Source organism: Tessaracoccus bendigoensis DSM 12906, assembly GCF_900141915.1.
Lineage (GTDB): Bacteria > Actinomycetota > Actinomycetes > Propionibacteriales > Propionibacteriaceae > Arachnia > Arachnia bendigoensis.
The window spans coordinates 11,689-33,861 of sequence record NZ_FQZG01000036.1; the positions used below are offsets into that span (position 1 = coordinate 11,689).

17 protein-coding genes, 1 pseudogene and 1 riboswitch are annotated in these 22,173 nt (G+C 68.2%); of the genes and pseudogenes, 6 read left to right on the forward strand and 12 right to left on the reverse strand.

Going from position 1 to position 22,173, the window contains the following annotated elements; all coding sequences use genetic code 11:
• Positions 1 to 672: 672 nt before the first annotated feature.
• The 7 genes and pseudogenes from proC to BUC15_RS10665 all read right to left on the reverse strand — a co-directional run bounded on the left by proC (position 673) and on the right by BUC15_RS10665 (position 10,527).
• The gene (gene proC, locus BUC15_RS10625) at positions 673 to 1,464 is read right to left on the reverse strand and encodes a pyrroline-5-carboxylate reductase (RefSeq protein ID WP_245787951.1); all 792 of its coding nucleotides are present in this window, start codon (positions 1,462 to 1,464) and stop codon (positions 673 to 675) included.
• Entirely contained in the window at positions 1,461 to 2,480 is a 1,020-nt protein-coding gene (locus BUC15_RS10630) for an aspartate-semialdehyde dehydrogenase (RefSeq protein WP_073188024.1), read from the reverse strand. Before BUC15_RS10630 ends, proC begins: the two co-directional genes overlap by 4 nt.
• A gap of 77 nt (positions 2,481 to 2,557) precedes the next feature.
• Positions 2,558 to 3,952: an NPCBM/NEW2 domain-containing protein gene (locus BUC15_RS19075; protein ID WP_342741727.1), complete on the reverse strand. Its 1,395-nt coding sequence runs from the start codon at positions 3,950 to 3,952 to the stop codon at positions 2,558 to 2,560.
• A gap of 108 nt (positions 3,953 to 4,060) precedes the next feature.
• Positions 4,061 to 7,921 (reverse strand): annotated as a pseudogene (locus tag BUC15_RS10650) (glycoside hydrolase domain-containing protein); the annotation flags it as partial.
• A 112-nt stretch (positions 7,922 to 8,033) separates the two neighbouring features.
• Positions 8,034 to 8,774 carry a CPBP family intramembrane glutamic endopeptidase gene (locus BUC15_RS10655; RefSeq protein ID WP_073188028.1) on the reverse strand — a complete coding sequence of 247 codons (741 nt, stop codon included), beginning with the start codon at positions 8,772 to 8,774 and terminating at the stop codon, positions 8,034 to 8,036.
• 50 nt (positions 8,775 to 8,824) lie between these two features.
• Positions 8,825 to 9,727, reverse strand: a complete 903-nt coding sequence (locus tag BUC15_RS10660; protein WP_073188031.1) for a proline dehydrogenase family protein — start codon at positions 9,725 to 9,727, stop codon at positions 8,825 to 8,827.
• Positions 9,727 to 10,527, reverse strand: a complete 801-nt coding sequence (locus tag BUC15_RS10665; protein WP_245787952.1) for a sugar phosphate isomerase/epimerase family protein — start codon at positions 10,525 to 10,527, stop codon at positions 9,727 to 9,729. Before BUC15_RS10665 ends, BUC15_RS10660 begins: the two co-directional genes overlap by 1 nt.
• A gap of 91 nt (positions 10,528 to 10,618) precedes the next feature.
• Here BUC15_RS10665 and BUC15_RS10670 point away from each other — a divergent pair, with 91 nt between their 5' ends.
• The 3 genes from BUC15_RS10670 (at position 10,619) to BUC15_RS10680 (ending at position 13,846) form a co-directional block, all read left to right on the forward strand.
• A complete protein-coding gene (locus BUC15_RS10670) occupies positions 10,619 to 11,257 on the forward strand; it encodes a VOC family protein (RefSeq protein WP_073188033.1) in 639 nt (212 codons plus the stop codon).
• Positions 11,258 to 11,360: 103 nt separating this feature from the next.
• Positions 11,361 to 12,746 (forward strand): DNA repair protein RadA, encoded by a 1,386-nt coding sequence (gene radA, locus BUC15_RS10675; protein ID WP_073188035.1) that lies wholly within the window; start codon positions 11,361 to 11,363, stop codon positions 12,744 to 12,746.
• Positions 12,743 to 13,846, forward strand: a complete 1,104-nt coding sequence (locus BUC15_RS10680; RefSeq protein ID WP_073188037.1) for a HEAT repeat domain-containing protein — start codon at positions 12,743 to 12,745, stop codon at positions 13,844 to 13,846. Before radA ends, BUC15_RS10680 begins: the two co-directional genes overlap by 4 nt.
• On the opposite strand, the gene BUC15_RS10685 is transcribed toward BUC15_RS10680, so the two are convergent.
• Entirely contained in the window at positions 13,834 to 14,568 is a 735-nt protein-coding gene (locus BUC15_RS10685; protein WP_073188040.1) for a HEAT repeat domain-containing protein, read from the reverse strand. The two genes, BUC15_RS10680 and BUC15_RS10685, sit on opposite strands and share 13 nt — an antisense overlap.
• A gap of 98 nt (positions 14,569 to 14,666) precedes the next feature.
• On the opposite strand from BUC15_RS10685, the gene disA reads away from it, so the two are divergent.
• From disA to BUC15_RS10700, 3 genes are all read left to right on the forward strand, one after another.
• Complete coding sequence (gene disA / locus BUC15_RS10690) at positions 14,667 to 15,704, forward strand: DNA integrity scanning diadenylate cyclase DisA (protein WP_073188042.1); 1,038 nt, start codon at positions 14,667 to 14,669, stop codon at positions 15,702 to 15,704.
• A 41-nt stretch (positions 15,705 to 15,745) separates the two neighbouring features.
• A riboswitch (TPP riboswitch) is annotated at positions 15,746 to 15,853 on the forward strand.
• A gap of 27 nt (positions 15,854 to 15,880) precedes the next feature.
• On the forward strand, positions 15,881 to 16,924 hold the full coding sequence (locus BUC15_RS10695) for a thiamine ABC transporter substrate-binding protein (RefSeq protein ID WP_073188044.1): 1,044 nt from the start codon (positions 15,881 to 15,883) through the stop codon (positions 16,922 to 16,924).
• The gene (locus BUC15_RS10700) at positions 16,921 to 18,567 is read left to right on the forward strand and encodes an ABC transporter permease (RefSeq protein WP_245787953.1); all 1,647 of its coding nucleotides are present in this window, start codon (positions 16,921 to 16,923) and stop codon (positions 18,565 to 18,567) included. The genes BUC15_RS10695 and BUC15_RS10700 overlap by 4 nt, the downstream gene beginning before the upstream one ends.
• Here the strand turns inward: BUC15_RS10700 and BUC15_RS10705 are convergent.
• From BUC15_RS10705 to BUC15_RS10720, 4 genes are read right to left on the reverse strand one after another with little or no spacing between them, the layout of a single operon-like run.
• Complete coding sequence (locus BUC15_RS10705) at positions 18,515 to 19,291, reverse strand: (2Fe-2S) ferredoxin domain-containing protein (protein WP_073188047.1); 777 nt, start codon at positions 19,289 to 19,291, stop codon at positions 18,515 to 18,517. The two genes, BUC15_RS10700 and BUC15_RS10705, sit on opposite strands and share 53 nt — an antisense overlap.
• Positions 19,288 to 20,070, reverse strand: coding sequence for an ABC transporter ATP-binding protein (locus BUC15_RS10710; RefSeq protein WP_073188050.1), 783 nt, complete (start codon positions 20,068 to 20,070; stop codon positions 19,288 to 19,290). The genes BUC15_RS10705 and BUC15_RS10710 overlap by 4 nt, the downstream gene beginning before the upstream one ends.
• On the reverse strand, positions 20,067 to 21,083 hold the full coding sequence (locus BUC15_RS10715; RefSeq protein WP_073188052.1) for a FecCD family ABC transporter permease: 1,017 nt from the start codon (positions 21,081 to 21,083) through the stop codon (positions 20,067 to 20,069). Before BUC15_RS10715 ends, BUC15_RS10710 begins: the two co-directional genes overlap by 4 nt.
• A 53-nt stretch (positions 21,084 to 21,136) precedes the next feature.
• The gene (locus BUC15_RS10720; RefSeq protein ID WP_073188054.1) at positions 21,137 to 22,162 is read right to left on the reverse strand and encodes an ABC transporter substrate-binding protein; all 1,026 of its coding nucleotides are present in this window, start codon (positions 22,160 to 22,162) and stop codon (positions 21,137 to 21,139) included.
• Positions 22,163 to 22,173: the final 11 nt, after the last annotated feature.

The window sequence follows — 22,173 nt, forward strand, 5'->3', positions numbered from 1 at the left end:
CCGTGCCGGTCAGACCCCAAATCTTAACGCGGACGCGCGGAATCGGACAATCGTCCGACGGCTGCGCTGGTTGAACGGGCGGAAAGTGGACCGCGGGGGGTCGGGGGTCACCCGCTGCTCGAAGGGACACTACGACGTGTGCGGACGGGTCGCCCCGACCTGGGCGTGGGGAGGTGGGCGATCCTCGACGGTGGACACGGGAAATGGGCCAGTGGTCGATAGTCGACGGTGGACACGGGAAAATCGACCAGTGGTCGATAGTCGACGGTGGACACGGGAAAATCGACCAGTGGTCGATAGTCGACGACCCCCGCCCGGACCCAAACGTCAGGCAGTGGCCAATACTCGACCCCAGACGGAGCAGAATCGACCACTGGCCGATTTTCAACGCACCCCCCGCGACAACCCCGACCCAAACGTCAGGCAGCGGCCAATACTCGACCCCAGACGGAGCAGAATCGACCACTGGCCGATTTTCAACGACCCGGCAACGGCGACCCACCCCACGACGGCCCAGCCACGACGGCCCAGCCACGACGACCCACGCCACGACGACCCACGCCACGACGACCGACGACCGACGACGCAAACCCCACACGATGCCCGACCAACCCAGGTCAACCGACGTCGGGGTCGACCCTCCAGCTCGGCCCGGTCAGGTCCCACCGGCCCCTACCGGCCAGCCATCCTCCTGCTACGCAACCGGCACTGCTCGACTGCGTCCAGGAACGCCGCCCGAACCCCGTGGTCGTCCAACGCCCGCAACGCGGCCGCAGTCGTTCCTTCAGGGGAGGTCACCATCTCACGCAACGCCGTCGCGGTCCGACCGGACTCGGCCAGCATCGCCGCCGACCCGACGAAGGTCTGGTTCACCAACTCGGTCGCCTCCGCCCTCGAGAGCCCCTGGTGTACGCCGCCCTCGATCATCGCCTCTGCGACGTAGAACAGGTAGGCGGGCCCGGAGCCGGACAGCGCCGTCAGCGCGTCCAGGTGGGCCTCGTCGGTGATGAGGCTGCGGCCGACCGCATCCATCAGGCCGGTTACTGTCGCGGTGTGCTCACCGGTGGCGCTGGCGCCCGGAACGATGCCTGCCATCCCCTTACCCACCAGGGCCGGAGCGTTCGGCATCACCCGCACGACCGCGACCCCCGGGAGAGCACCCTCCAACACCTCGAGGGGCACCCCGGCCGCGATCGACACCACAAGGGTGCCATCGGCCAACTCGTCGCGCAGGTCGTTAAGGACGCCGACGATCTGGTATGGCTTGACGGCCAGCACGACCGTCTCAGCGTGTGCCGCGGCAGCCAGGTCGACACCGACGACGCCGTGACGCTCTTCAAGTTCGGTCACCCGCTGCTCGGAGGCGTCGACGATGGCGATGTCTGCGGGAGCGGTGCCAGCCGCGATCCAGCCTGCCAGGAGGGCCTCCCCCATGGCGCCCGCTCCGACGACGGCGATCTTCACCGCACCAGCAATTCGGCGATCTGGATCGCGTTGAGGGCCGCACCCTTTCGCAAGTTGTCGTTGCTGATGAACAGCACGAGCCCCTTGTCGCCCTCGACAGACCGGTCCTGCCGGATCCGGCCGACGAAGCAGTCATCTGCCCCGGCCGCCATCAGAGGAGTCGGCACATCGGCCAACCGGACGCCAGGCGCCGCGGCGAGCAGCGCCCTGGCATCGTCTGGCGTGATGTCACGCTCGAACCGGGCATGGATGCTCAACGAGTGGCCGGAGAAAACCGGGACACGGACGCAGGTACCTGCGACGAGCAGTTCGGGCAGGTGGAGGATCTTGCGCGACTCGTTCCGCAGCTTCTTCTCCTCGTCGGTCTCACCCTCGCCGTCGTCGACGATGCTGCCCGCGAGCGCGACGACGTTGTATGCGATCGGTGCGACGTAGGGCGAAACGTCGGCCGGGTGGAAGGCGGCGCCGTCAAGCGCGAGGACCCGGGGGTCGTCGATCTGGGCGATCTGGCCTGCCAGCGCCTCGACACCCTTGACTCCGGACCCCGAGACCGCCTGGAAGGTTGTGACCTGCATCGCCTGAAGGCCTGCTGCGTCGTGCAGCGCCTTGATGACGGGCATGGCCGCCATCGTGGTGCAGTTCGGGTTGGCGATGATGCCCAGCTCGGCAGCCGCGACGTCGCCGGGGTTCACCTCGGAGACGATCAGGGGCACGCGGGGATCCATCCGCCAGGCGCTCGAGTTGTCGACGACGGTGGCTCCGGCGGCGGCAACCCGCTCCGCGTACTGCTTCGAGGTCGAACCGCCTGCCGAGAAGATCGCGACATCGAGGCCCGAGAAATCGGCGGTGGCGATGTCCTCGACAACCACTTCGGTGTCGCGCCACGGCAATCTGGTGCCCGCGGAACGGGCGGAGGCGAAGTAACGGATCTGGTCGACGGGATAGTTGCGCTCCTGCAGGAGGCGACGCATCACGCCGCCGACCTGCCCGGTCGCGCCAAAGACTCCAACACGCATGGGTGAGAGTCTATGCGACCGGGCGCCGTGGACCTGTCAGGTCCACGGCGCCCGGCCGCTTCTTACGTTGTGTGGGCTCAGCGGTCTCTGAACATCACGACATTGTTGAAAACCCACTTATTCGACTGCGAGAACGTGTACCCGCCGCCAGGCTTGGCCGTGGCCGCGTAGACCGTGGTCCACGTGTACGAACGGCATGCGCCCCTACCCGTAGTGGCGGTGTCGCACTCGGTGTACCAGTTGCGCCCGTCGGCAGCAGTCCAGGAGCCGGTGTGGCCGAGCGGGTTGTTGGCCCACTGCGCCCTGGTCATGTACGGCAGGTAGGTCATGTTGTTGAACGCCCAACCCTGCCGAACCTGGAACCCGCTCGACGTGCGGATCACGACGCTGGCCCAGATGTCGGTGCGGCACCGGGTGGTCTGCGAGTACGGCTGGCAGGTGGTGGTCCAGTGCCGTCCGTTGATGAAGTGCAGACCCGGCAGGGTGTACGGCGCCGAAGGCGTGAACCCGGGCGTAGGCGTCGCAGTCGGCGTCGCAGTCGGCGTCGGCGTAGCAGTCGGCGTAGGCGTAGCAGTCGGCGTAGGCGTAGCAGTCGGCGAAGGCGTAGCCGTCGGCGTCGGCGTCGGCGTAGGCGTCGCAGTCGGCGTCGCAGTCGGCGTCGGCGTCGCAGTCGGCGTCGGCGTCGGCGTCGGCGCGTTGCACCCGACCCAGACGTTGGCCCAGTTGAAGTGGTCCTGTCCGTTGCCACCGTTCGGGTCGACGTAGAGCGTCAACATATCCACGCCCGTGACGTCGACGTTGGCCGTGCCCATCGGTGTGCTCGCCGTGACCACCCCGGATGTCCACTTCTGGGTGCCATCCCCGAGGACGCTGGCGATCACGTTGGCCGCCCCGCCCTTCGAGTCGTCGATTCCGTAGTTGAACTGCAGAGTGGAGCACTTGCCGTCTAGGTCGAACACGACGCGGGACAGAGCATGAGTGCCGAGCCCCTTGTCGAAGACGCGACCGTCGAGCGTCATCGGCGGTCCGTCGCCGGCCTCATCCTCACCGTTGGCGGTGTCCCGTTCGACCGGGCCCCAACCGTTCTCCGCAGAGACCCATTCGGCATCGGAGAGGAAATAGCCACCGGCAACCAGGTCGACGGTGCGCGACGTGAGCGTCGAGCCTCCCCCGGTGACGGTGACCGTGAGGCGGTCCAGTGCACTTCCCGCGCCAGCGGTCAGCACCAGGGACACGTCCGCACTCTGCCCGGCCGGGATGGTGACGGTGCGGGGCGCCGCGGTGAAGTGGTCGAGATCGCTGGCCGCGATCGTGACCTCCTGCGGTTCGTCGGTGCGGTTCCGGATCGGGACGCTCACCGTGATCTGATCGCCCTGGTCACGAACCGACCAGGCGCTGGGCGTCAGCCTGCCGCCGACGACGACCTCGGCGTTGACGAGTGCGTCGAGGACCGCCTCGCGGTGGTTGAGCATCGCGCGGCGGGTGGTGTCGTTGGCCGCACCGGAGGGGTCGACCCCTGTCAGCGCCGCCTCGACATCGGCCTGGCCGCTACCCAGTTCGGCCTTGGCGAGGTCGAGCAGCTCGGCGTCCTCGAGACCGTCCTTGAACAGCTCCCATCGGATCGAGGTGACCGGCCCGTCGGCTCCCGGGTAGACGATGTACTCGTCGCCCTGGCCGTACCGGAAAGTCGGGTCGGTGAACACGTCCTCCGGCCACGACTGGTAGGTCCAGCGCAGGTAACCGTCCAGGTCGCGCTGTTCGACGACCCACGGGAGGGTGCGCACGTTGAACGGCGGCGTCTTGACGACGGTGTTCGGCTAGGTGGGCTCGTTCCAGGTGTAGAACAGCGTCGGTTTGCCCGCCGCGCGACGGCTGTCGATGAGGTCCTGCGACACCTGGTCGAGGAACGTCAAGTTGAACGAGATGTACTTTGCGATGTCGGCCTCGGCGAGCGAGTTGGCCGCCAGGGCGATCTTGTCGTTCCACTCCGGGTTGGCCTGATCGATCACCGCGAACGCGGCGTTCATGCGGGAAAGGGTCTGCTCGTCGAACGCGAGGCTGGTGTCATCCCACCACCCCTTGTCCCTGAGGTGTGTCTCGAACGCGTCGAGGAACGCACCCCAGACCTGACGGTAGCGGGCGTCGCCCACCGTGTAGGTCTCCCAGGTGCCCTGGCCGGTGCGGGTGTCGATGAAGTAGAACCGGTCCTGGCTCTGGAACTGGAGCATCGAGAACGCGTGGATCCGGTCGCCGATACCCGCGGCCCGGGCGTCGGTCACGAGCCGGTCGAAGACGTCGAAGTCGAACGTGAAGTTCGAGCCGTCGTAGAGCCATTCCACCGTCGAGCGGTAGTGGCTGTAGGTCTGCGGCCGAATGGTGCCGCCCATGTTGACCAGCCAGGGGTCTTCCGTGATGGCGAGGTTCAGCACGTCCTGCCCCGCCTCGGCGAGATCCTCCCAATAGGGCACGAGCGCCTGGAAGTGGGCCTCGCTCCAGGGTGTCAGGTCGAGTTGGTCGGCCACCGCGTCGGGGTGTTGCCACAGGTCGAGCACGAACGGCCGCTCGGGGACATCGCGGTACTCGACGTCTGGCACCTCGACCACGATCGGCCAGGTGCCGAGCTGGCCGGCAGTCGTCTTGACGGCGACAGTGCCGGTGTATTCGCCCGGCGCGGTGCCTGCGGGGACGCGCACGGTCAGCCAGATCGGCTGGTTCTGGCCGCGAGCCACGTCCACCGAAGCCACGTCCTCGAGCGGGTCGGCGACCACGCCACCGTTGTTCTCGTCCGGGATGTACTTCGCGTACCGGACGTCGACGGCGTCAGTGAGCGTGCCACCTGGGCCGGTCAGCGCGCCGACCTCGGCCGCCAGACCGGTCAGGTCGGTCCCTGCGGTGACCCCCAGCTGGGCGCTGGCACGGCTGTTGGCCGGGATGGTCAGCCCGAGGTCGCCGCTGGCCGCCGAACCGATGCCGCCGACCTGCGGCACCCGCACGAGCGAGGACGAGTCGAACGAGCCGGTGGGGACCCAGACGCTGGCTTCAACATCCTCGGGGATCTCGCGGAGATCGACGGGGAACAGGGTCGCCGATGCGGTGACGGTGCTGCCTGCCGCGGTGCCGGTGGCGGTGTAGGTATCGCGCCACTCTCCGACGACGATGAGGTCGGCCGCCGTGACGGTGTGGCGCGGGATGGCCGGGGTGTTCCGGCAGACGAAACTGGCGCCGGGCGCCAGCGACGAAGAGGTGCAGTTTGCCGTGCCTTGGCCTGCCGCGACGCTGATGCCGGTGACGGCGACGTTGCCGGTGTTGTACACCTCAACCCAAGGCTGGATGCCGTCGTCCAGGAGTCCTGGCTCACCGGCGGAATAGATGGCGTCGAGGACGGGACGGACCTCGAGCGAGGGCACCGGAGCGACTGGGCCGAGCACGTGCACGGAGTGCAGGGTGCCGTTGAAGATCCAGGGGTCGGTGCGGCTGGTGAAGATGCTGCCCACCGACATAGCGTCGAGTCCCTGGACGGACGACATCAGCGCGCTGGTGGTGGTGGTGGCGATCTCGGCACCGTTGAGGTAGAGCTTGGCGCCCGCGGCGTTGACGACCGCGGCGAGCACGTAGCGCTGGCCGTTGGTCACAGTGACGTTTGGCGCGAGCCGGATGACGTGGCCCGTCCCGCCCGTGCGGACCTCGAAGTACGGCTTTCCGCCGTTGATGCTGAGGACGACCCCCTTGTCCGTGGCGCCCTTGACGGTCGCCGCGTAGAGCGTGCCCACCGTGGCGTTGGCGTTCTGCGTGAAGTCGGCGACGATGACGCCCTCGGCAAGCGAGGCGACGCTCGGCAGGTCGGAGGTGACGTCGATGCGGGAACTGGTGGCCGGGTTCAGGACGGCTCCGGTGGTCCACTCCCACTTCTTGTCGCCGCCGATGACCATCAGCGTGCCGGAGCCGGATGCGGCCCCATCGCCCTGGGTGTAGGTGACCTTCAGCTCATGCCCGCGGGTGTCGAATGATGCGCCAGGGGTGACGGTGAGGTTTACGGTGGCGATGGCGCCGGCCGCGATCGCGGGCACGGCGGTCGGGGTCGCGTCCCAACGCGAGTCGGCAGCCACGTCCAACGATCCGGCGGGCAGCGCCGCACCGGACTGGTTGGTGACCGTGACGGGCACCGTGGTGGCGATCCCGGCCACAGGCTGGGCGGTCGGGGCCCCGACGGCGACCTTGGCGCAGACGCCTTCGAGCCAGCCGAGGTCGAACTTGGTGAACGAGATGTGGCGGTAGCCCTCGCGTTCGTAGAACAGGCCGAAACCACCGGCGCCGAGTTCGCCCGACGCGTCGGGCAGGGGGGTCAGCGTCGAATAGCCGGTGGCGCCGCTCTGCACGACCTTCGAGACGGGCCAGGTGGTGCCGGAGTCGCACGACATGCGCACGGTGAGGTTGCGCCGCACGTTGACGTTGTTGGCGTTGGAGAACAGCAGGATCTGCGCCTTCGGGTCGCCGGGGGCGGCGTCGGGGTAGGCGCGGATGATCGACCCGTTGTTGGCCGGGTCGGGCAACTGCGTGTCCTGCGTGAAGGCGGTGTAGGTGGCGCCACCGTCGGTGGAACGCGCGATCCGACGGTAGGGGGCGGCGCGCGAGTTGAGCAGCACGTCACCGTTTGCGAGTTCGACGGTCTTGTTCTCATCGGCACCCGGGCCGACGGGGGCGGAGGCCTTCCAGGTGGCGCCGTGGTCGTCGGAGTAGACGGAGACGGCGTAGTTCCCACCGGAGATCCGGATGGTGTACTGCTGAATCAGGCGACCCTTGTGGGCGCCCTGACGCAGCTGGATGCCTTCGCCGGAGGCGGCGAACATGCCTGCCCAGGTGGTCTGGCCCGCCTTGATCTGGTCGGTGATGCGGTGGTGCGTCCAGGTCGCGCCGTTGTCGTCGGAGACGGAGTAGTCGGCGTGCAGCACGTTGGGGTCGTCGGGGTCGGAGCCGGTGGAGCCACCCGCGAAGCCCTGGTTGATGGAGGCCGCATAGAACAGGAAGATCTTGTCGGTCTCACGGTCGACGACGACCGACGGGTCGCCGTAGCCGTTGGGGGCGGGCGACTGACGCACGATCTGCTGGGGGCCCCAGGTGGTGCCGCCGTCGCTCGAGCGGCGCATCAGCATGGTGATGTTGCTCGGCAGGTCGTTCATCGAGGGACGGCCGTCGAAGAAGGCCAGGAGGTCGCCGTTGGGCGCGGTGGTCAGCGACGGGATGCGGTAGCGCAACCAGTCGCCCTCGCCACGGTTGGCCAGGTCGTTCAAGGTCAGGCCGTCGGCCAAGCCGTCCGCGGGGCTTGCGCTGGCTGTGGTTGCTGATGGGGGTGGGTCTGCAGTGGCTTGTGGCCCGGTGAGGGTCAAGGTTCCGGCCGCCAAGGCGACCGAGAGCCCAAGGGCCAGTGTTCTGCGCAGCGTCATTGCGGTGTCTCCAGATACAACGTCGGACGGGGGGTGCGCCCACCGTAACGAGTTCAGTCGTCCGATGTCTCCAGTTCAACGGGGATTCGCTCGCGAAGCTTGATCGCCTGCTTCAGCGTCCGATGAGCGACATCAGCCACGGCAGCAATGGAGCGCCGAGGAAGGAGAAGATGTCCAGGAGGGAGTGGGTCACCACCAATGGCATGACCCGCCGCCGCAGCGGCTTCAGGAACAGCCACCCGAACGCCAGGCCCATGACGAGGTTGCCGATGAGCCCGCCCCAGCCCTGATACAGGTGGTAGCCGCCGCGGATCACGGAGCTGACCACGACTATCACCCACATCCGGCCGCCCATCTGGGCCCACCTCGTGAACAGATAGCCGATCATCACGACCTCTTCCAGCACGCCGTTCATGATGGCGCGCAGGAACAGCACCGCGACGTTGAACACGGTGAACTCGAGCCCGGACGTGTTGATCTGGGTGTTTATCCCGATGGAGACCGAGAAAAGGTAGAAGGCCAGGCCGAGGACGCCGATCCCGGCGAAGATGGCGAATCCCTTCCCCAGGTCCGCCCAGGGGCGGGTGAGGTCGAAGCCCATCACGCGCAGGGCACCGCCTTCGGGACGCTCGACCACCGTGAGGAGATACAGGCAGAGCAACACGGGCACCAGAGGGAAGGTGAGGTTGGCGAACTGGTACAGGGCATCGAGCCATGGCCGGTCCGGCGTCTGGGCGGTGTTCAGGGTGGTGGTCTGCTGGGAGAGCGGTTCCGGGCGCGTCATGCGCTCCACGATCCGGAGCACCGAAAAGACGGCGGACTGTCCAAGCGACAGTAGGAGGACGATGGTCATCTCCCACCCGAGCGTCCGTCTCCCAGACGATCCGACGACCGTGCCCGTGCTCAACGCTTGTCCCCCACTGCCCGCAGATAGCTGAACAGGGTGCGGGGGCGGGCAGCGATCCTGGTGGTCAGGTACTCGAACCAGGCCGGGCCGAAAGGCAGGTAGGTGCGGGAGCGGTAGCAGATGTCGGCCAGGCGTCGCTGCTCAAGGGGCCGGACGCCGTAGAACATCTGGAACTCGAACGCGGCGACGGCGTTGCGCGACGCGACCTCCTGCGCGATCGCGATGATGGTCGGATCGTGAGAGGCGACCATCGCGTAGCCGCCGCCCTCCATGACGCGTCGGATGCAACGCACCAGCGCGAGCGACTTTTCCTTCTCACTCCGGTGACCTGACGCCTTCGGCACCGGGTACGAGCCGACGCAGAGCCTCAGCCGGGCTCCTTCGGCCGCCAGCACGCCTGCCTCACGCTCGGAGCGCCGGATGTCGGCCGGCAGCGTCAGTCCGAGGCCGTTGTGCCGCTCTCGGGTCCTCTGCCACAACTCCAAGGTCTCGCGGTACTGCCCCTCCCCCTGCATCTCGAGCGTCACCAGAGCCCCCACCTCCCCGGCCGCTGCGCAGAGGTCGTCGAGCCGTGACGCGGCGCTGGCGGGGTCGCTTCGCAGGCCGAGCGAGGAGGGTTTGATTGAGATTTCACTGTCCGCGGCCAACGCCCCCAGCCGGGTGATCGAATCCAGGAGCATGGCGGGGGTCTCCGCCTCATCGTCGGAGGCCGGCAGGTACGCGAGGGAGGCGAGCAGCCCCTGGCTGCGCAGCCGACGCACGACCGCGACCGCCTGTTCCACCGTGCTCCCCGCGACATAGCTGCGGGCGAACTCCTCGGCCGCCCCACTGGCCAGCGCCGCCTGTCGGACGTTGTTGGAACGGATGAACCTGCGGACGGCGCTGTTCAGGGACGCCATCAGAGCCTCTGCGCCAGCCCGACCTCGACGGCCCTGCGGATCGACTCAAGCGAGTCGCCGAGCAGCGTCTCCCGTTCGTGCCTCGACTTGGCGCGCCGTGACGACACCTCGAGCACGATGTGCCCCTCGAAACCGGTGCGGGCCAGGAGTTCGACGACGTCCCAGGCCGACTGGTCACCCTCGCCGGGCATCAGGTGCTCGTCCTTGAAGGAGCCCAGCCCGTCGGTCAGGTGAACGTGGGCCAGCCGTGGGCCCCAGGCGTGGATCAGGTCGAGCGATTGGCGCCGGGACGTGGAGGCATGCGACAGGTCGAGCGTCAGGTGGTCATAGTCGTAGGGTGTCGGGTCCCAACCGGGCAGGTAGGCCTGGAAGTGGCGCCCCGGGGTCCGCCACGGGTACATGTTCTCGACGGCGAACTTGACGGGGGATGAAGCGTTGAGTTCCTTGATTCCAGCCACGAAACCGGCGCCGTATTCGCGCTGCCATCGAAACGGCGGGTGTACGACGACCACGTCTCCGCCGAGGGATTGCACCGCTTCACCGGAGCGCCGCAGCTTCTCCCAGGAGTCGGAGCCCCAGGTCCCCTGGGTGACGAGCAGCGTCGGCGCGTGGACCGACCAGACTCTCACCCCGTGATAATCGGCCAGTTTGGCGACCGACCCGATGTCTGTCGACAACGAATCGACCCCCACCATGAGCTCAACGCCGTCGAAGCCCAGATCGGCGGCCAGTTCGAATGCACTCGTCGAGGCTTCGGGGTAGACCGAAGTGGTCGAAAGCAGGATCTTCGATGGTGACACGTTCTTGAGCCTACCCGTCAGATGGGCATCACTGGCGCCGGGCAGCGGCCCCGATTTCCCAGGGGGGCATACTCGGGGCGAGAATGGCAGCATGCACGTCGACCACCTGATTTTCGCGACCGGTCCGGACGGCCTCAAGGCGGAGGCGGCCCGACTCGCCGACGCGCTTGGCGCCGATTACAAGGACGGCGGTTTCCATCCGCGGTTCGGCACCCGTAACCACATCATTCCGCTCACCGATGATCGATACATCGAGGTCGTTGAGGTTCTCGACCATCCGGCCGCCGACAAGGCCGCCTTCGGCCAGGCCGTTCGGGCCCGCTCAGACATGGGCGGAGGCTGGCTGGGCTGGGTTGTCAGTGTCGCTGACATCGCGCCCTTTGAGCTGCGGCTCGAGCGCTCGGCCGTGCCCGGTTCGCGTCAGTTCCCTGACGGTCGCCGACTGGAATGGGTACAGATCGGCATCCGCGGCCTGATCGCCGACCCGCAACTGCCCTACTTCCTGGAATGGAAGTCGGACGATTCGCTGCGCCCGGGAGCACTCCCGGGGGAGGTTTCCCTCGCCTCGGTCCAGATTTCCGGCTCAGGCGACCGCCTCTCGGAATGGCTCGGCATCCCCGTCGGAGACGAACTCGACGGGGTCGCGCTCGACATGGTCGCCCCCCGCGGCACACCGGGCATCAACTCCGTCACATTCCGCACAGCTGACGGCGGGACCGTCACCATCTGAGACACCCTCCGAGGCTGCCCTTCAGCGTCGTCTCGGACCCGGTCTGTCGACGCCGATGGGGTTAGCGACAGGGATTGTCGGTAGGCACGGCTAGTCTCGTTTCGTGGCTAAGAAGCAGGACATGTACGGGTGCACCGAATGCGGCTGGACATCGACCCGATGGGTCGGCAGATGCGGTGAATGCCAGGCATGGGGAACCGTCGTCGAGCGTGGCGCCCCCAAGCTGAGGCAGGTCGCTGCGTCTGCGCCCGTCGACGTGGCGGTGCCCATCTCGCAGGTGCCCACAGACAAGGCGAGGCGTAGGCGCACCTCCATCTCGGAGCTCGACAGGGTGCTCGGTGACGGTCTGGTCCCTGGGGCGGTCGTGCTGCTGGCCGGTGAGCCTGGCGTCGGCAAGTCGACCCTGCTGCTGGAGGTCGCAGCGAAGTGGGCCGGATCGGGCGAGACGACGCTATACATCTCCGGGGAAGAGTCCGCGTCCCAGGTGAGGCTGCGAGCCGAGCGCACCGGCGCACTGGCCGATTCGCTGTATCTGGCCTCCGAGAACGACCTTGGCACCGTGCTTGGCCACATCGAGTCTGTGCGACCGTCGCTGCTGGTCATCGACTCGATACAGACGGTTTCGACGGCGGAGACCGACGGCGCGCAGGGCAGCCCGAGCCAGGTGCGTGAGGTGACCGGAGCATTGGCACGCGTCGCCAAACGCGAATCGATGGCCGTGGTGATCGTCGGGCACGTCACGAAGGACGGTGCCATCGCCGGCCCACGCACACTCGAACACCTGGTCGACGTGGTGCTCACCTTCGAAGGCGACCGACACTCGGGCTTCCGGATGGTGCGCGCCACGAAGAACCGGTTCGGCCCCGCCGACGAAGTCGGCTGCTTCGAGATGAGCGAGGCGGGCATCGTCGAGGTGCCCGACCCGTCAGGGCTGTTCGTGACTTCGCGCTCCGAGCCGGTGCCCGGCACCTGCATCACCGTCACGATGGAGGGCCGCCGCCCGCTGCTGGCCGAGATCCAGGCGCTCGTCGCCCCCGCCTCCAACCAGGCCTCCCCGCGCCGCACCACCCATGGGGTGGACAATTCCCGGATCGCGATGATGCTGGCGGTCCTCGAGCGCAAGGCAGGGTTGCCGCTCTCAAAGAGCGAGGTCTACGTCTCCACGGTCGGCGGCGCCCGGGTGAGCGACCCTTCGGTCGACCTTTCGGTCGCGGTGGCGGTCGCATCGGCCGCGCTCAACCACAGCGACCCGCGCCGTCTTCTGGCGCTGGGCGAGGTCGGCCTCGCGGGCGACCTACGCCGGGTGCCGGGCGTGGAGCGGCGCCTGGCGGAGGCGGCGCGGCTCGGGTTCGACGTCGCGATCATTCCAACGGGTTCCCGCAACGTCAGCGTCAAGTTCCCCCGGCTCAGCGGGATGAAGGTCGTCGAGTTCGGGACGCTGGCCGAGGTGCTCGACTACCTCTACTTCAGTCCCTCGGCCACGACATGACCGAGCGCTGGCTTCGGATCGGGGAGGTCGCACGCCGCACCGGCCTGACGCACCGGACCCTCAGGCACTACGACGACATCGACCTACTCACCCCCAGTGGGCGCACGGATGGCGACTACCGGCTCTACTCGGAGGAAGACCTGCAACGGCTGCTGGCGATCCAGAACCTCAAGTCGCTGGGGCTCTCCCTCACCGAAATCGCCGCCGCCCTGGACGAGGGGCTCGACGCCGCGGAACTGCTCGGGCGGCACGCCGCGGTCTTGGAGCAGCGGATCGCTGAGGAGCAACGGCTGCTGGCGACCCTCAGGCACCTGCAGGGCACCGCAGACGTCGGCTGGGAAGAGGTGCTCAGCGCCATCGAACTGACGGAGCGGCTGCGCCACCCCGATCCCGCCGTCCGGTTCCGGGCCGCGCTCACCGAACCCGAACTCGCGCCGGTCGAGGTGCTGATCGAACTACTCAGCGACCCGGTCGCGGGGGTGCGCGAAGGCGCAACCTGGGCGGTCAGCCAGCGGCCTGGCGTCCGCGAGGAACTGGTGTCGCGCATGCTGCGCGGTGACGCGCGCGCGAGGCTCTCGCTGGCGCATGCCTTGGGGAAACTGCGCGACCAGGCAGCCGTTCCGGTCCTCAGCACGCTGCTTTCCGACGAGGATGAGCGCGTCGCGACCAAGGCTGCCTTCAGCCTGGGGCAGGTCGGCGGAAGCGATGCCGCTCGGGCCCTCGGTGTGGCGCTGGGCGACGGCCGGTTGAGGGTGCGGGAGGAGGCGTCGGCATCCCTGGCCAGGGTCGACGGAGCGCTACCGATCCTCACCGCGGCGCTCGCCTCACCCGATCTCCGCACGAGGGAACAAGCCGCCGACGCGCTCGGCGTCGTTGCAGATGAGGCCAGCGTCGAGGCCCTCATCGCGGCGCTCGCCGACCCCGAGGAGCCTGTCAGGTTCGCCGCCCTGGTGGCGCTGGGCGAGGTCGGCGGCCCCACGGCGTTGCGCGCCGTGGCCCGGGCCGTCGACTCCCCCGACAGGCACACCCGGCTCCTCGCCCGGCGCCTGGCCACCAAACTGTCGGCGGACGAGCCGTTGCCGGGTGCTCAGGCGAGGTAGCGGGCGGCGAGCTGAGCGACGACGGGATCGGGCCCGTCCGCCAGCCTGCGCAGCATCTCGAGGGACGCCTCTCCAAGTTGCCCAAGAGCCGCGACGGCGGCGATCCTGATCGTCGGCTCGGCATCTTCAGCGACCGCCGCCAGAGGGGCAGCGGCTGCCGTGGCATCCTCACCGAGGTGGCCGAGCGTCTCGACCGCGTGTTCGCGGACCTCGGGCCGGTCACTCGCGAGCGCGGCGACCAGCACGGGAACGCTTTCGGCACCGATCGAGGCGAAGGCGTTGGTCAGTGCGTCCCGCTGGAGCAGGTCGCCGTCGCCCAGCCTGGCTGCGAGCGCGTCGACGGCCCTGGCTCCGCCGGTGTTGGCGGCAGCCCGGTATGCCTTGATGGCGACGTCCGCGTGCCCGTCCGCGACGAGGGGGCTGACCCGCTCGAAGTGAGCAGGGTCGGCGACCTTGCTCAGCACGTGCGCGGCGGTGCGGCGGTCATCGGACTCCCGACTCTCCAACAGCGCGCTCAGCTGCGGCTCGGCCGCGGCCGCGTGCTGCACGATCGCCCAGGTGAGATCCTCCCGGACGCAGGAGCTGGGTTCGACCCTGATCCGGTCGACCAACGCGTCGACCACCGAAGAGTCCTGTGCCGCGCCGAGCGCCAGCGCCGCCTGGCGACGCTGCGTCTCATCGGGGTGGGCGAGGGCCGTGATCAGAGACTGTGTGGTGTTCATGCCGACGACGCTAAAGCCTCACGCCGCGTGAGGGTCAAACCCGGGTGCGCGAGATGTCGGGCGCACCTACACTTGGACAGCAGATCTGAGGAGGTCAGGTGTCGAAGCCAACCGTCCGCCGCTACCTGAAGCAGCTTGCCCCTGGCACACCGCTGCGCGCAGGGCTCGACCGGATCCTCCACGGTGGCACAGGAGCGCTGATCGTGCTCGGTAACAATCGCCAGGTTCAGCTCGTCTCCTCTGGCGGGTTCAAGATCGGGGTCGAGTTCACCGAGCAGGCACTGCGCGAACTGGCGAAGCTGGACGGCGCGATCATCCTCTCGACCGACCTCACGCAGATAGTGGCCGCCGGCGTACACCTGGTACCGGAGGGAGATCTGCCAACCGCGGAAACGGGGACCCGTCACCGGTCGGCGGACCGTACATCGCAGGCCGCCGGTCTGCCCGTGATCACCGTCTCTGCGTCCATGGGCACAATCTCGGTCTTCTACGAGGGCCACCGGCACCTGGTAGAGACGGTGCGGCAGGTCACGAGCCGCGCGAACCAGACCCTCGCCGCCCTGTCACGCATCTCCACCCGGGTGACCGAGCTGCTCGAACAGTTCACCTCGCTGGAGATCGCCGAGCAGGTCACGCTGCGCGACCTCACCAACGTCGCCCACCGGCTCGAACTGACCAGGCGGCTCAGCTCCGAGATGCAGTTCCACATCGACCTGCTCGGGGTCGAGGGGCGGATGGTGGCCCTGCAGCACGATGAGTTGGTGGCGAGCTTCGCGGGCGTGGGCGACCTTCTGGAGCAGGACTACTCACCGACCGTGGCCGACCCATCCGAGTTCGACCTTGGAAGGCTGCACAACTTCTCCCACGACGAACTTTTCAGTGGGCAACTGGTGGCCGAGCGTCTCGGATTCGGCCCGAACCCGAACCTTGAGCAGCATCTGCCGACTCGCGGCATCAGGTTGCTGACGACCGTCGGTCGGCTCCCCGCCTCGCTGGTCTCGAGACTGATCGACGGTTCTTCGCTGCAGGAACTGTTCGGCGCCACGCTGGCCAATCTGATGGAGATCGACGGCATCGGCCCAACCCGTGCACGCCAGATCCGCGATGCCCTGATCAGGGTGAGCGAGGCGACCTGAGCTTCGGGCTTGGCGGATCGGCGAAGACCACCATAGAATCGTCTCACACACAGGGGAGCGCCACCGGGCGCTGAGAGTGCGGAACAAGACCGCAGACCCTCAAACCTGATCCGGTTAGCACCGGCGTAGGGAGTGAGTCTCCTCGGCTTGCGCCGAGCCTCCGAAAAGGAGATGCCATGCAAAGAATGATCGTCGCGGGCCTGACCGCCGTGGCCCTACTCGCCCTCAGCGCCTGCGGTGGCGCACCTTCGTCCGGGGAGGCCGGAGCGCCCTCCCCGACGCAGACGGACAAGCTCACCGTCGTCACCCACGACGCCTTCACCCTGCCCGACGAACTGAAGGCGAAGTTCGCTGACGAGACCGGCCTGGAGGTCACCTACGTAGCCCCAGGCGACACGGGCACCCTCGTCAACCAACTGGTCCTCACGAAGGACTCGCCACTGGGCGACGTCGTCTACGGCATCGACAACACGTTTGCTTCGAGGGCCGCCTCCGAGGGTGTTCTGGTCGACTACGAGTCGCCCCTTGCCGCGTCCACCCAGGAGTTCGCCGCACCCCAACTGACCCCGATCGACTTCGGTGATGTCTGCATCAACGCCGACACCGCCTGGTTCGAGGCTGCGGGTATCGAGATCCCATCGACCCTCGACGACCTGACCGACCCCGTCTACAAGGACCTGCTCGTCGTCACCAATCCCGCCTCCTCCGCACCCGGCCTGTCGTTCCTGCTCGCCACGATCGGGGCGAAGGGCGAGGACGGCTATCTGGACTACTGGCAGGCCTTGTCAGACAACGGCACCAAGGTCGCCTCGGGCTGGACCGAGGCCTATTACACCGACTTCTCGGGTGCCGACGGAAAGGGCCCCCGCCCCCTGGTGCTCAGCTACTCGACGTCGCCCGCGTACACGGTCGACGGCGACACCTCGACCACCCAGGCGCTGCTCGGCACGTGCTTCCGCGCCGTCGAGTACGCGGGTGTGCTCCACGGCACAACCAACGAGGCCGGAGCGCAGAAGTTCATCGACTTCATGCTCAGCCCGGAGGTGCAGGCTGCGATCCCTGAGAACCTCTACATGTACCCAGTCATCGCCGACACGCCGTTGCCGAAGGACTGGGCACGCTTCGCGCCCCTGTCAGAGGTCCCCTTCGAGGTGCCCGCCGAGCAGATCGGCCAGCACCGCGACCAGTGGATCCGGGACTGGACCGAGGCCATCGGTTGAACCCGTGGGGCTGGCGGGTCGCCTGGCTCCTGGCCGCCGCCGTCCCGCTCGCCTTCCTCACGCTGTTCTTCGCCTGGCCCGCCGCGTCCCTGGTCCTGCGCGGCTTCCACGACGGCGATGGCTGGACACTGAGCGGATTCCAGACGGTGTTCGCGTCGCCCCGCACGTGGCGGGCGGTCGGGTTCACGCTCACCAGCGCGACGGCGTCGACCCTGCTCTGCCTCCTGCTGGGGCTGCCCGGCGCCTACCTGCTCTACAGGACGAGGTTCGCCGGGCAGGGGGCGCTGCGCGCGCTGGTGAGCGTCCCGTTCGTGCTGCCGACGGTCGTGGTCGGCGTCGCGTTCGGTGCCCTGCTGCGGGAGGACGGGCTGCTCGGCTGGGCCGGCCTCTCCGGCACCCCCGCGGCGATACTTGGCGCGATGGTGTTCTTCAACTATTCGGTGGTGGTGCGCACCGTCGGCTCCATGTGGGCCAGGCTCGACCCCAGGCTGGAGCAGGCCGCCGCGACCCTCGGGGCGTCACCGCTCCGGGTTCTGCTGGGTGTCACCCTCCCTGCCCTGGCACCTGCCATCGTTTCGGCCGCCTCGCTGGTGTTCCTCTTCAGCGCCTCGTCGTACGGCATCGTCATGGTGCTCGGTCAAGGTAGCTACTCGAGCATCGAAACCGAGATCTGGTTCCTGACCACGCAACTGCTGGACCTCAGGTCCGCCGCGGCACTGTCGATCACCCAACTGGTGATCGTGACGCTGGCCCTTTGGCTCAGCAGCGCAGCGCAGACCAGGACGACGGCGTCGCTCAGGCTGCAACCAGATTCGGCGACCTCCCGACGCTTCGACCGGCGCCGGGACTGGGCACCGATGGCGCTGACCCTCGGGGTCACCGTCGTGCTGCTGGTGGCACCGCTCGGGAACCTGCTCTGGCTCTCGCTGCACCGCGGCGACCGGTTAACGCTCGCCAACTACTCCCAACTCGCCTCCGACGGGGCCATGGGCACGACGTTGTGGGCCGCGGGTCGCACATCTCTCGTCACGGCGCTGGCGGCGACCGGGATGGCGGTCGCGCTTGGGATGCTGGTGTCGCTGGTCGCATCGCGTAGGCCGCGGTCGACGTCTGCGCGGCGGGGGCTCGCGGCCCTTGAGTCCCTGTTCCTGCTCCCACTGGGGGTTTCGGCCGTTACCGTCGGGTTCGGCTACCTGATCACGCTCAACCGCCCCCCGCTCGACCTCCGCTCCAGCCTGGTGCTGATCCCGATCGCGCAGGCGGTGGTGGCGCTGCCGTTGATCGTACGGATCCTGCTTCCGGTGCTACGTGCGATCGACCCGCGGCAACTGGAGGCGGCCTCAACGCTGGGCTCGGGCCCCCTCCGGGTGCTGCTGCGGATAGAGCTGCCACACCTGTGGCGCGGCCTCGGCCTGGCAACCGGGTTCGCCTTCGCGACCTCGCTCGGAGAGTTCGGGGCGACGTCGTTCCTGGCGCGCCCGGACAATCCGACGCTGCCGGTGCTCATCTTCCGCCTGTTCGGTCGCCCAGGGTCGGAGACCTACGGCATGGCGCTGGCGGCTTCGGTGCTGCTGGCAGGATTGGCGGGGATCACGATGGCGGCCGCCGAACGGCTCCGCCCGCAGGAGGTGACGACTTGGTAGGTTCCCCCGTCCCGCGGCTACGCCGAAGCCGGTATTGGACGCTTCGGCCCTGCGCCGGTGGCTCCGCCCGGCAGAGGTGCTCCGCCACCAGCGCGGCCACCCCCTCGTCATCGAGGTTTCCGTACCAGATGTCATCGGGCTGGACGGTGACGAGTGGGGCCTGGTTGCAGGGGAACTGGCAGCCGGTCGCAGTGAGTAGCACCTCGTCATCGCCGAGACCGCGTTCGGCAAGGAGGCGTTGCAGGGCGGTGGTCACCTCTCCGGCGCCGCGTGCAAGGCAGCGCGGGCCTTGGCACACGAGCACCTGATGGCGGTACCCAGGCACCTCGTCCCAGGACGGTGAGGTCAGCCCCCCATCACGGCCACAGACCCGTTGCCACGCAGCCGCGGCAAGGAAGTCGTCCAGGTCCTGGAAGGGGGCTTTCAACTCCGAACGGGCCATGCGAAGGTCCATCTCAGCACCCCACGTGCGAAGCCAGTACCCGGCGACCCGGAAGGCCCAGGAGCGCCCCGTCGCAGACCGCCCGGCGTGGACCGGGACGACTTTGACTTCCGGTTCCCCGTCGCCCGCGAGACGGTTGAGTTCCTTGACCAGCGACGGCTCGCCGCGTTGAAGGAAACACAGCGTCGTCGATTCCCGGGCTTGGACCAGCGATTGGAGCCGCACCAATTCGTCGGCGGTGGCGGCCCCGAGCAGGACGAGCAGGGTGGGCACCGTTGTCACCGCTGCCTGCCTTCGCTTACGCCGCTCCAGACAAGGTGCCTGCGCGGCAGGCGAGGGTGGTCGATTACATCGGCGTCCACACCGTAGAGGTTGTCCATCAGAGAGGCTGTGATGACCTCCGAAGGTGCCCCGCGAACCGCAATCCTCCCACCGTCCAGGACGATGACCTTGTCACAGAATCCGAGCGCGAGCTCAAGATCATGCAGGGCGGCCACCGACGTGATTCCCAGCTTGCTGACCCGCTGCAGGAAGTCGATCTGGTGCCCCGGATCGAGGTGGTTGGTCGGCTCGTCAAGCAGCAGGACCTCGGGTTCCTGGGCGAGCGCGCGCGCCAACTGCACCCGCTGACGCTCGCCGCCGGAGAGGCTGTGCCACGCCCGGTGCAGCAGGTGTTCGACGTTGGCGAAGGCCGCTGCGGCCGCCAACGCCTCGGCCCCCTCACCAGCCCTCGACGGCCAGCGCCCGCGGTACGGGATCCGGCCGAGTTCCACGACCTGACGAGCGGTCAGGTCGAGCCTGGTGGCGGACTGCTGCTCCACCAATGCGACGGCGCGGGCCCGCTCGCGCCCGGTAAACGATGCAAGGTCGCGGCCATCGAGCAGCACCCGGCCACCCTGAGGCCGCAGGACTCTGGCGATCAGCCGCAACAGCGTCGACTTGCCGCAGCCGTTCGGGCCGATCAGACCGACGAACCCGCCATCGGCGAGGTCGGCGCTCACGCCGTCGAGCACCTGGTGGGAGCCGTAGGAGAAGCAGACGTCTTCGATCTGCAGCCTCATGCGTCGCTCCTCGCCCTTCGCAGGAGCCACACGAAGAAGGGCGACCCGATGATGGCTGTGACGACGCCGACCGGGATCTCCTGGCCGGGGGCGAGGGAGCGTGCCGCGGTGTCGGACCAAACCATCAGGATCGCGCCGGTAACCAGGCTGAGTGGCAACAACCTGGCGTGGACCGGCCCCGACACGAATCGCACGATGTGCGGCACGATCAGACCCACGAAACCGATCGCCCCCACCACCGACACCAGGCAGGCGGTGAGCAGCGCGGTCACCACCATCAGCGCCCACCGGACGCCGGCGACCGAGATCCCAAGCGACGTTGCGGTCGCTTCACCGAAGCTCATGGCGTCCAGGTCGCGCGCGAAGAACAGGGCGACCACGAGGCCGAGCAGCGCGGCCGCGATCAGGAACCCAGTCGATTCCCACCTGACGCCGGCGAACGACCCGAGCGTCCAGGCGAGCACCCTCCGCGCCGCTTGTTGGTCCCCGTTCATGATCACCATGAGCGAGGTGAAGGCGCTGCAGATCTGGCCGATGGCGACGCCCGCCAGCACCACCCGGGTCGGTGGCAGTGTCCCTGCCCGCCCGACGGCGAGGAGCAGCACAAGAGCCAGGGAGCCGAGCGCGCCGACGAAGGCCCCGAAGGTGAGTGCGACGGTGCCGCCCAGTGTGCCCATGCCGACCCCCAGCGCGATCACCGCCACAGCACCCACGGTCGCGCCGCCCGAGATGCCGAGCAGATAGGGCTCAGCCAGGTCGTTGCGGGTCAGCGATTGCAGCACTGCACCGCACACCGCCAGCCCCGCACCGACGGCGGCGGCCGCCAGCACCCGCGGCAGCCGCAGGTCCCAGATGATCTGATCCTGGAGCGGCGTGACAGGGAAGTCCCCCAGCCACATGCGGCGACCCACGACCTGCAGCACTACGTCCGCCGGGACGCTGACCGATCCTATGCCCAGGGTGACGGCCAGGCTGACAAGCAGGACGGCAAGCAGCGCGATCAACGCAGCCACGAAACCGCCCCACCTCGAATGTGCGGGGACCGGGGTGCTCACTCCCCCCGGATTCACGACAGATTCAGCGCCGTCAGCTGCTCGGCCAGGTGGCTTGCGCCGTCGACGAGCCGGATGCCAGGGGTGCTTTCGGAGAAGGGGATGGTGACGAAGTTCCCGGCCTTGACCGCGGCCAGATCCTTTAGGACCGGATCGTTTTCGAGCTGTTCGCGCTTGGCCGCGGCAGTCGACCAGGAGGCGTCGGCCAGCACGATCACGTCGGGATCGGAGGCCAGCACCTGCTCCCAGCTGACATCGGCCCAGCTCCCTTCGATGTCGGCGAAGACGTTGGTGGCGCCCACCGCGCTGATCACGAGTTGCGGGCCACCGCTGCCGACCCCCGCGAAGGCCGCCTTGTCCCCGGAATCGAACCAGAAGATCCTGACGTCCTTGCCCGCAGCCTGGTCGTTGAGCTGGCCGAGGGTGGCCTGCTGCTCTTCGCGGACCTTTGCGGCGCGCTCCGGAACCCCGAAGGCGGTGGCCACCGAATCGATCTCGTCCCACACCGACTCGAAGGAACTCGGGGCGCGCAACGCCTTATCGGTGCAGCCGAACGGCGAAAGCAAGGAGGGGATCCCGGCCGTGGCCAGTTCCTCCTGGGTCCCGGCGACCTCAGCGGTGAAGGCGCTGCCGAATGCGGCGTAGAGGAAGTCGGGTTCCGCGGCAAGGAGGGTCTCCCTGTCCGGGTATTTCTCCGAGATCACCGGCACCGATTCGTAAGCGGCCTGCCACTTCTCCGGGACGGCATCGTCAAGGTAGGCGGTGCCAGCGAGTTGACCTTCGACGCCGAGCGCCAGGGCAACCTCTGTGGCGGCCTGGTTCAGCGTGACGGCCCTGCTCGGCGCCGCGGGCAGCGTCGCGGTGAAACCGCAGCTGGTTACGTCGACGGGAAAGGCCGCAGCCTCCGGTGACGTGGCCCCGATGGACGCCGAAGCGGTCGGGGCGGGGCTGGAAGCTGGCGCGCCGGCACATCCGGAGACGGCGACCAGCAGGGAAACTGAAAGAGCGGACAGCACAAGGCCGACGCGGGGTGCGCGCATGGGTATCTCCA

What these genes read in the sequence shown, in the direction of transcription:
- BUC15_RS10660 (WP_073188031.1), bottom strand. Translation starts at nt 9,727, where the DNA reads ATGGCGTCCCTGAACAGCGCCGTCCGCAGGTTCATCCGTTCCAACAAC.
- BUC15_RS19075 (WP_342741727.1), bottom strand. Translation starts at nt 3,952, where the DNA reads ATGCTCAACCACCGCGAGGCGGTCCTCGACGCACTCGTCAACGCCGAG.
- BUC15_RS10695 (WP_073188044.1), top strand. Translation starts at nt 15,881, where the DNA reads ATGCAAAGAATGATCGTCGCGGGCCTGACCGCCGTGGCCCTACTCGCC.
- BUC15_RS10655 (WP_073188028.1), bottom strand. Translation starts at nt 8,774, where the DNA reads ATGACCATCGTCCTCCTACTGTCGCTTGGACAGTCCGCCGTCTTTTCG.
- BUC15_RS10720 (WP_073188054.1), bottom strand. Translation starts at nt 22,162, where the DNA reads ATGCGCGCACCCCGCGTCGGCCTTGTGCTGTCCGCTCTTTCAGTTTCC.
- BUC15_RS10685 (WP_073188040.1), bottom strand. Translation starts at nt 14,568, where the DNA reads ATGAACACCACACAGTCTCTGATCACGGCCCTCGCCCACCCCGATGAG.
- BUC15_RS10680 (WP_073188037.1), top strand. Translation starts at nt 12,743, where the DNA reads ATGACCGAGCGCTGGCTTCGGATCGGGGAGGTCGCACGCCGCACCGGC.
- BUC15_RS10710 (WP_073188050.1), bottom strand. Translation starts at nt 20,070, where the DNA reads ATGAGGCTGCAGATCGAAGACGTCTGCTTCTCCTACGGCTCCCACCAG.
- BUC15_RS10630 (WP_073188024.1), bottom strand. Translation starts at nt 2,480, where the DNA reads ATGCGTGTTGGAGTCTTTGGCGCGACCGGGCAGGTCGGCGGCGTGATG.
- BUC15_RS10670 (WP_073188033.1), top strand. Translation starts at nt 10,619, where the DNA reads ATGCACGTCGACCACCTGATTTTCGCGACCGGTCCGGACGGCCTCAAG.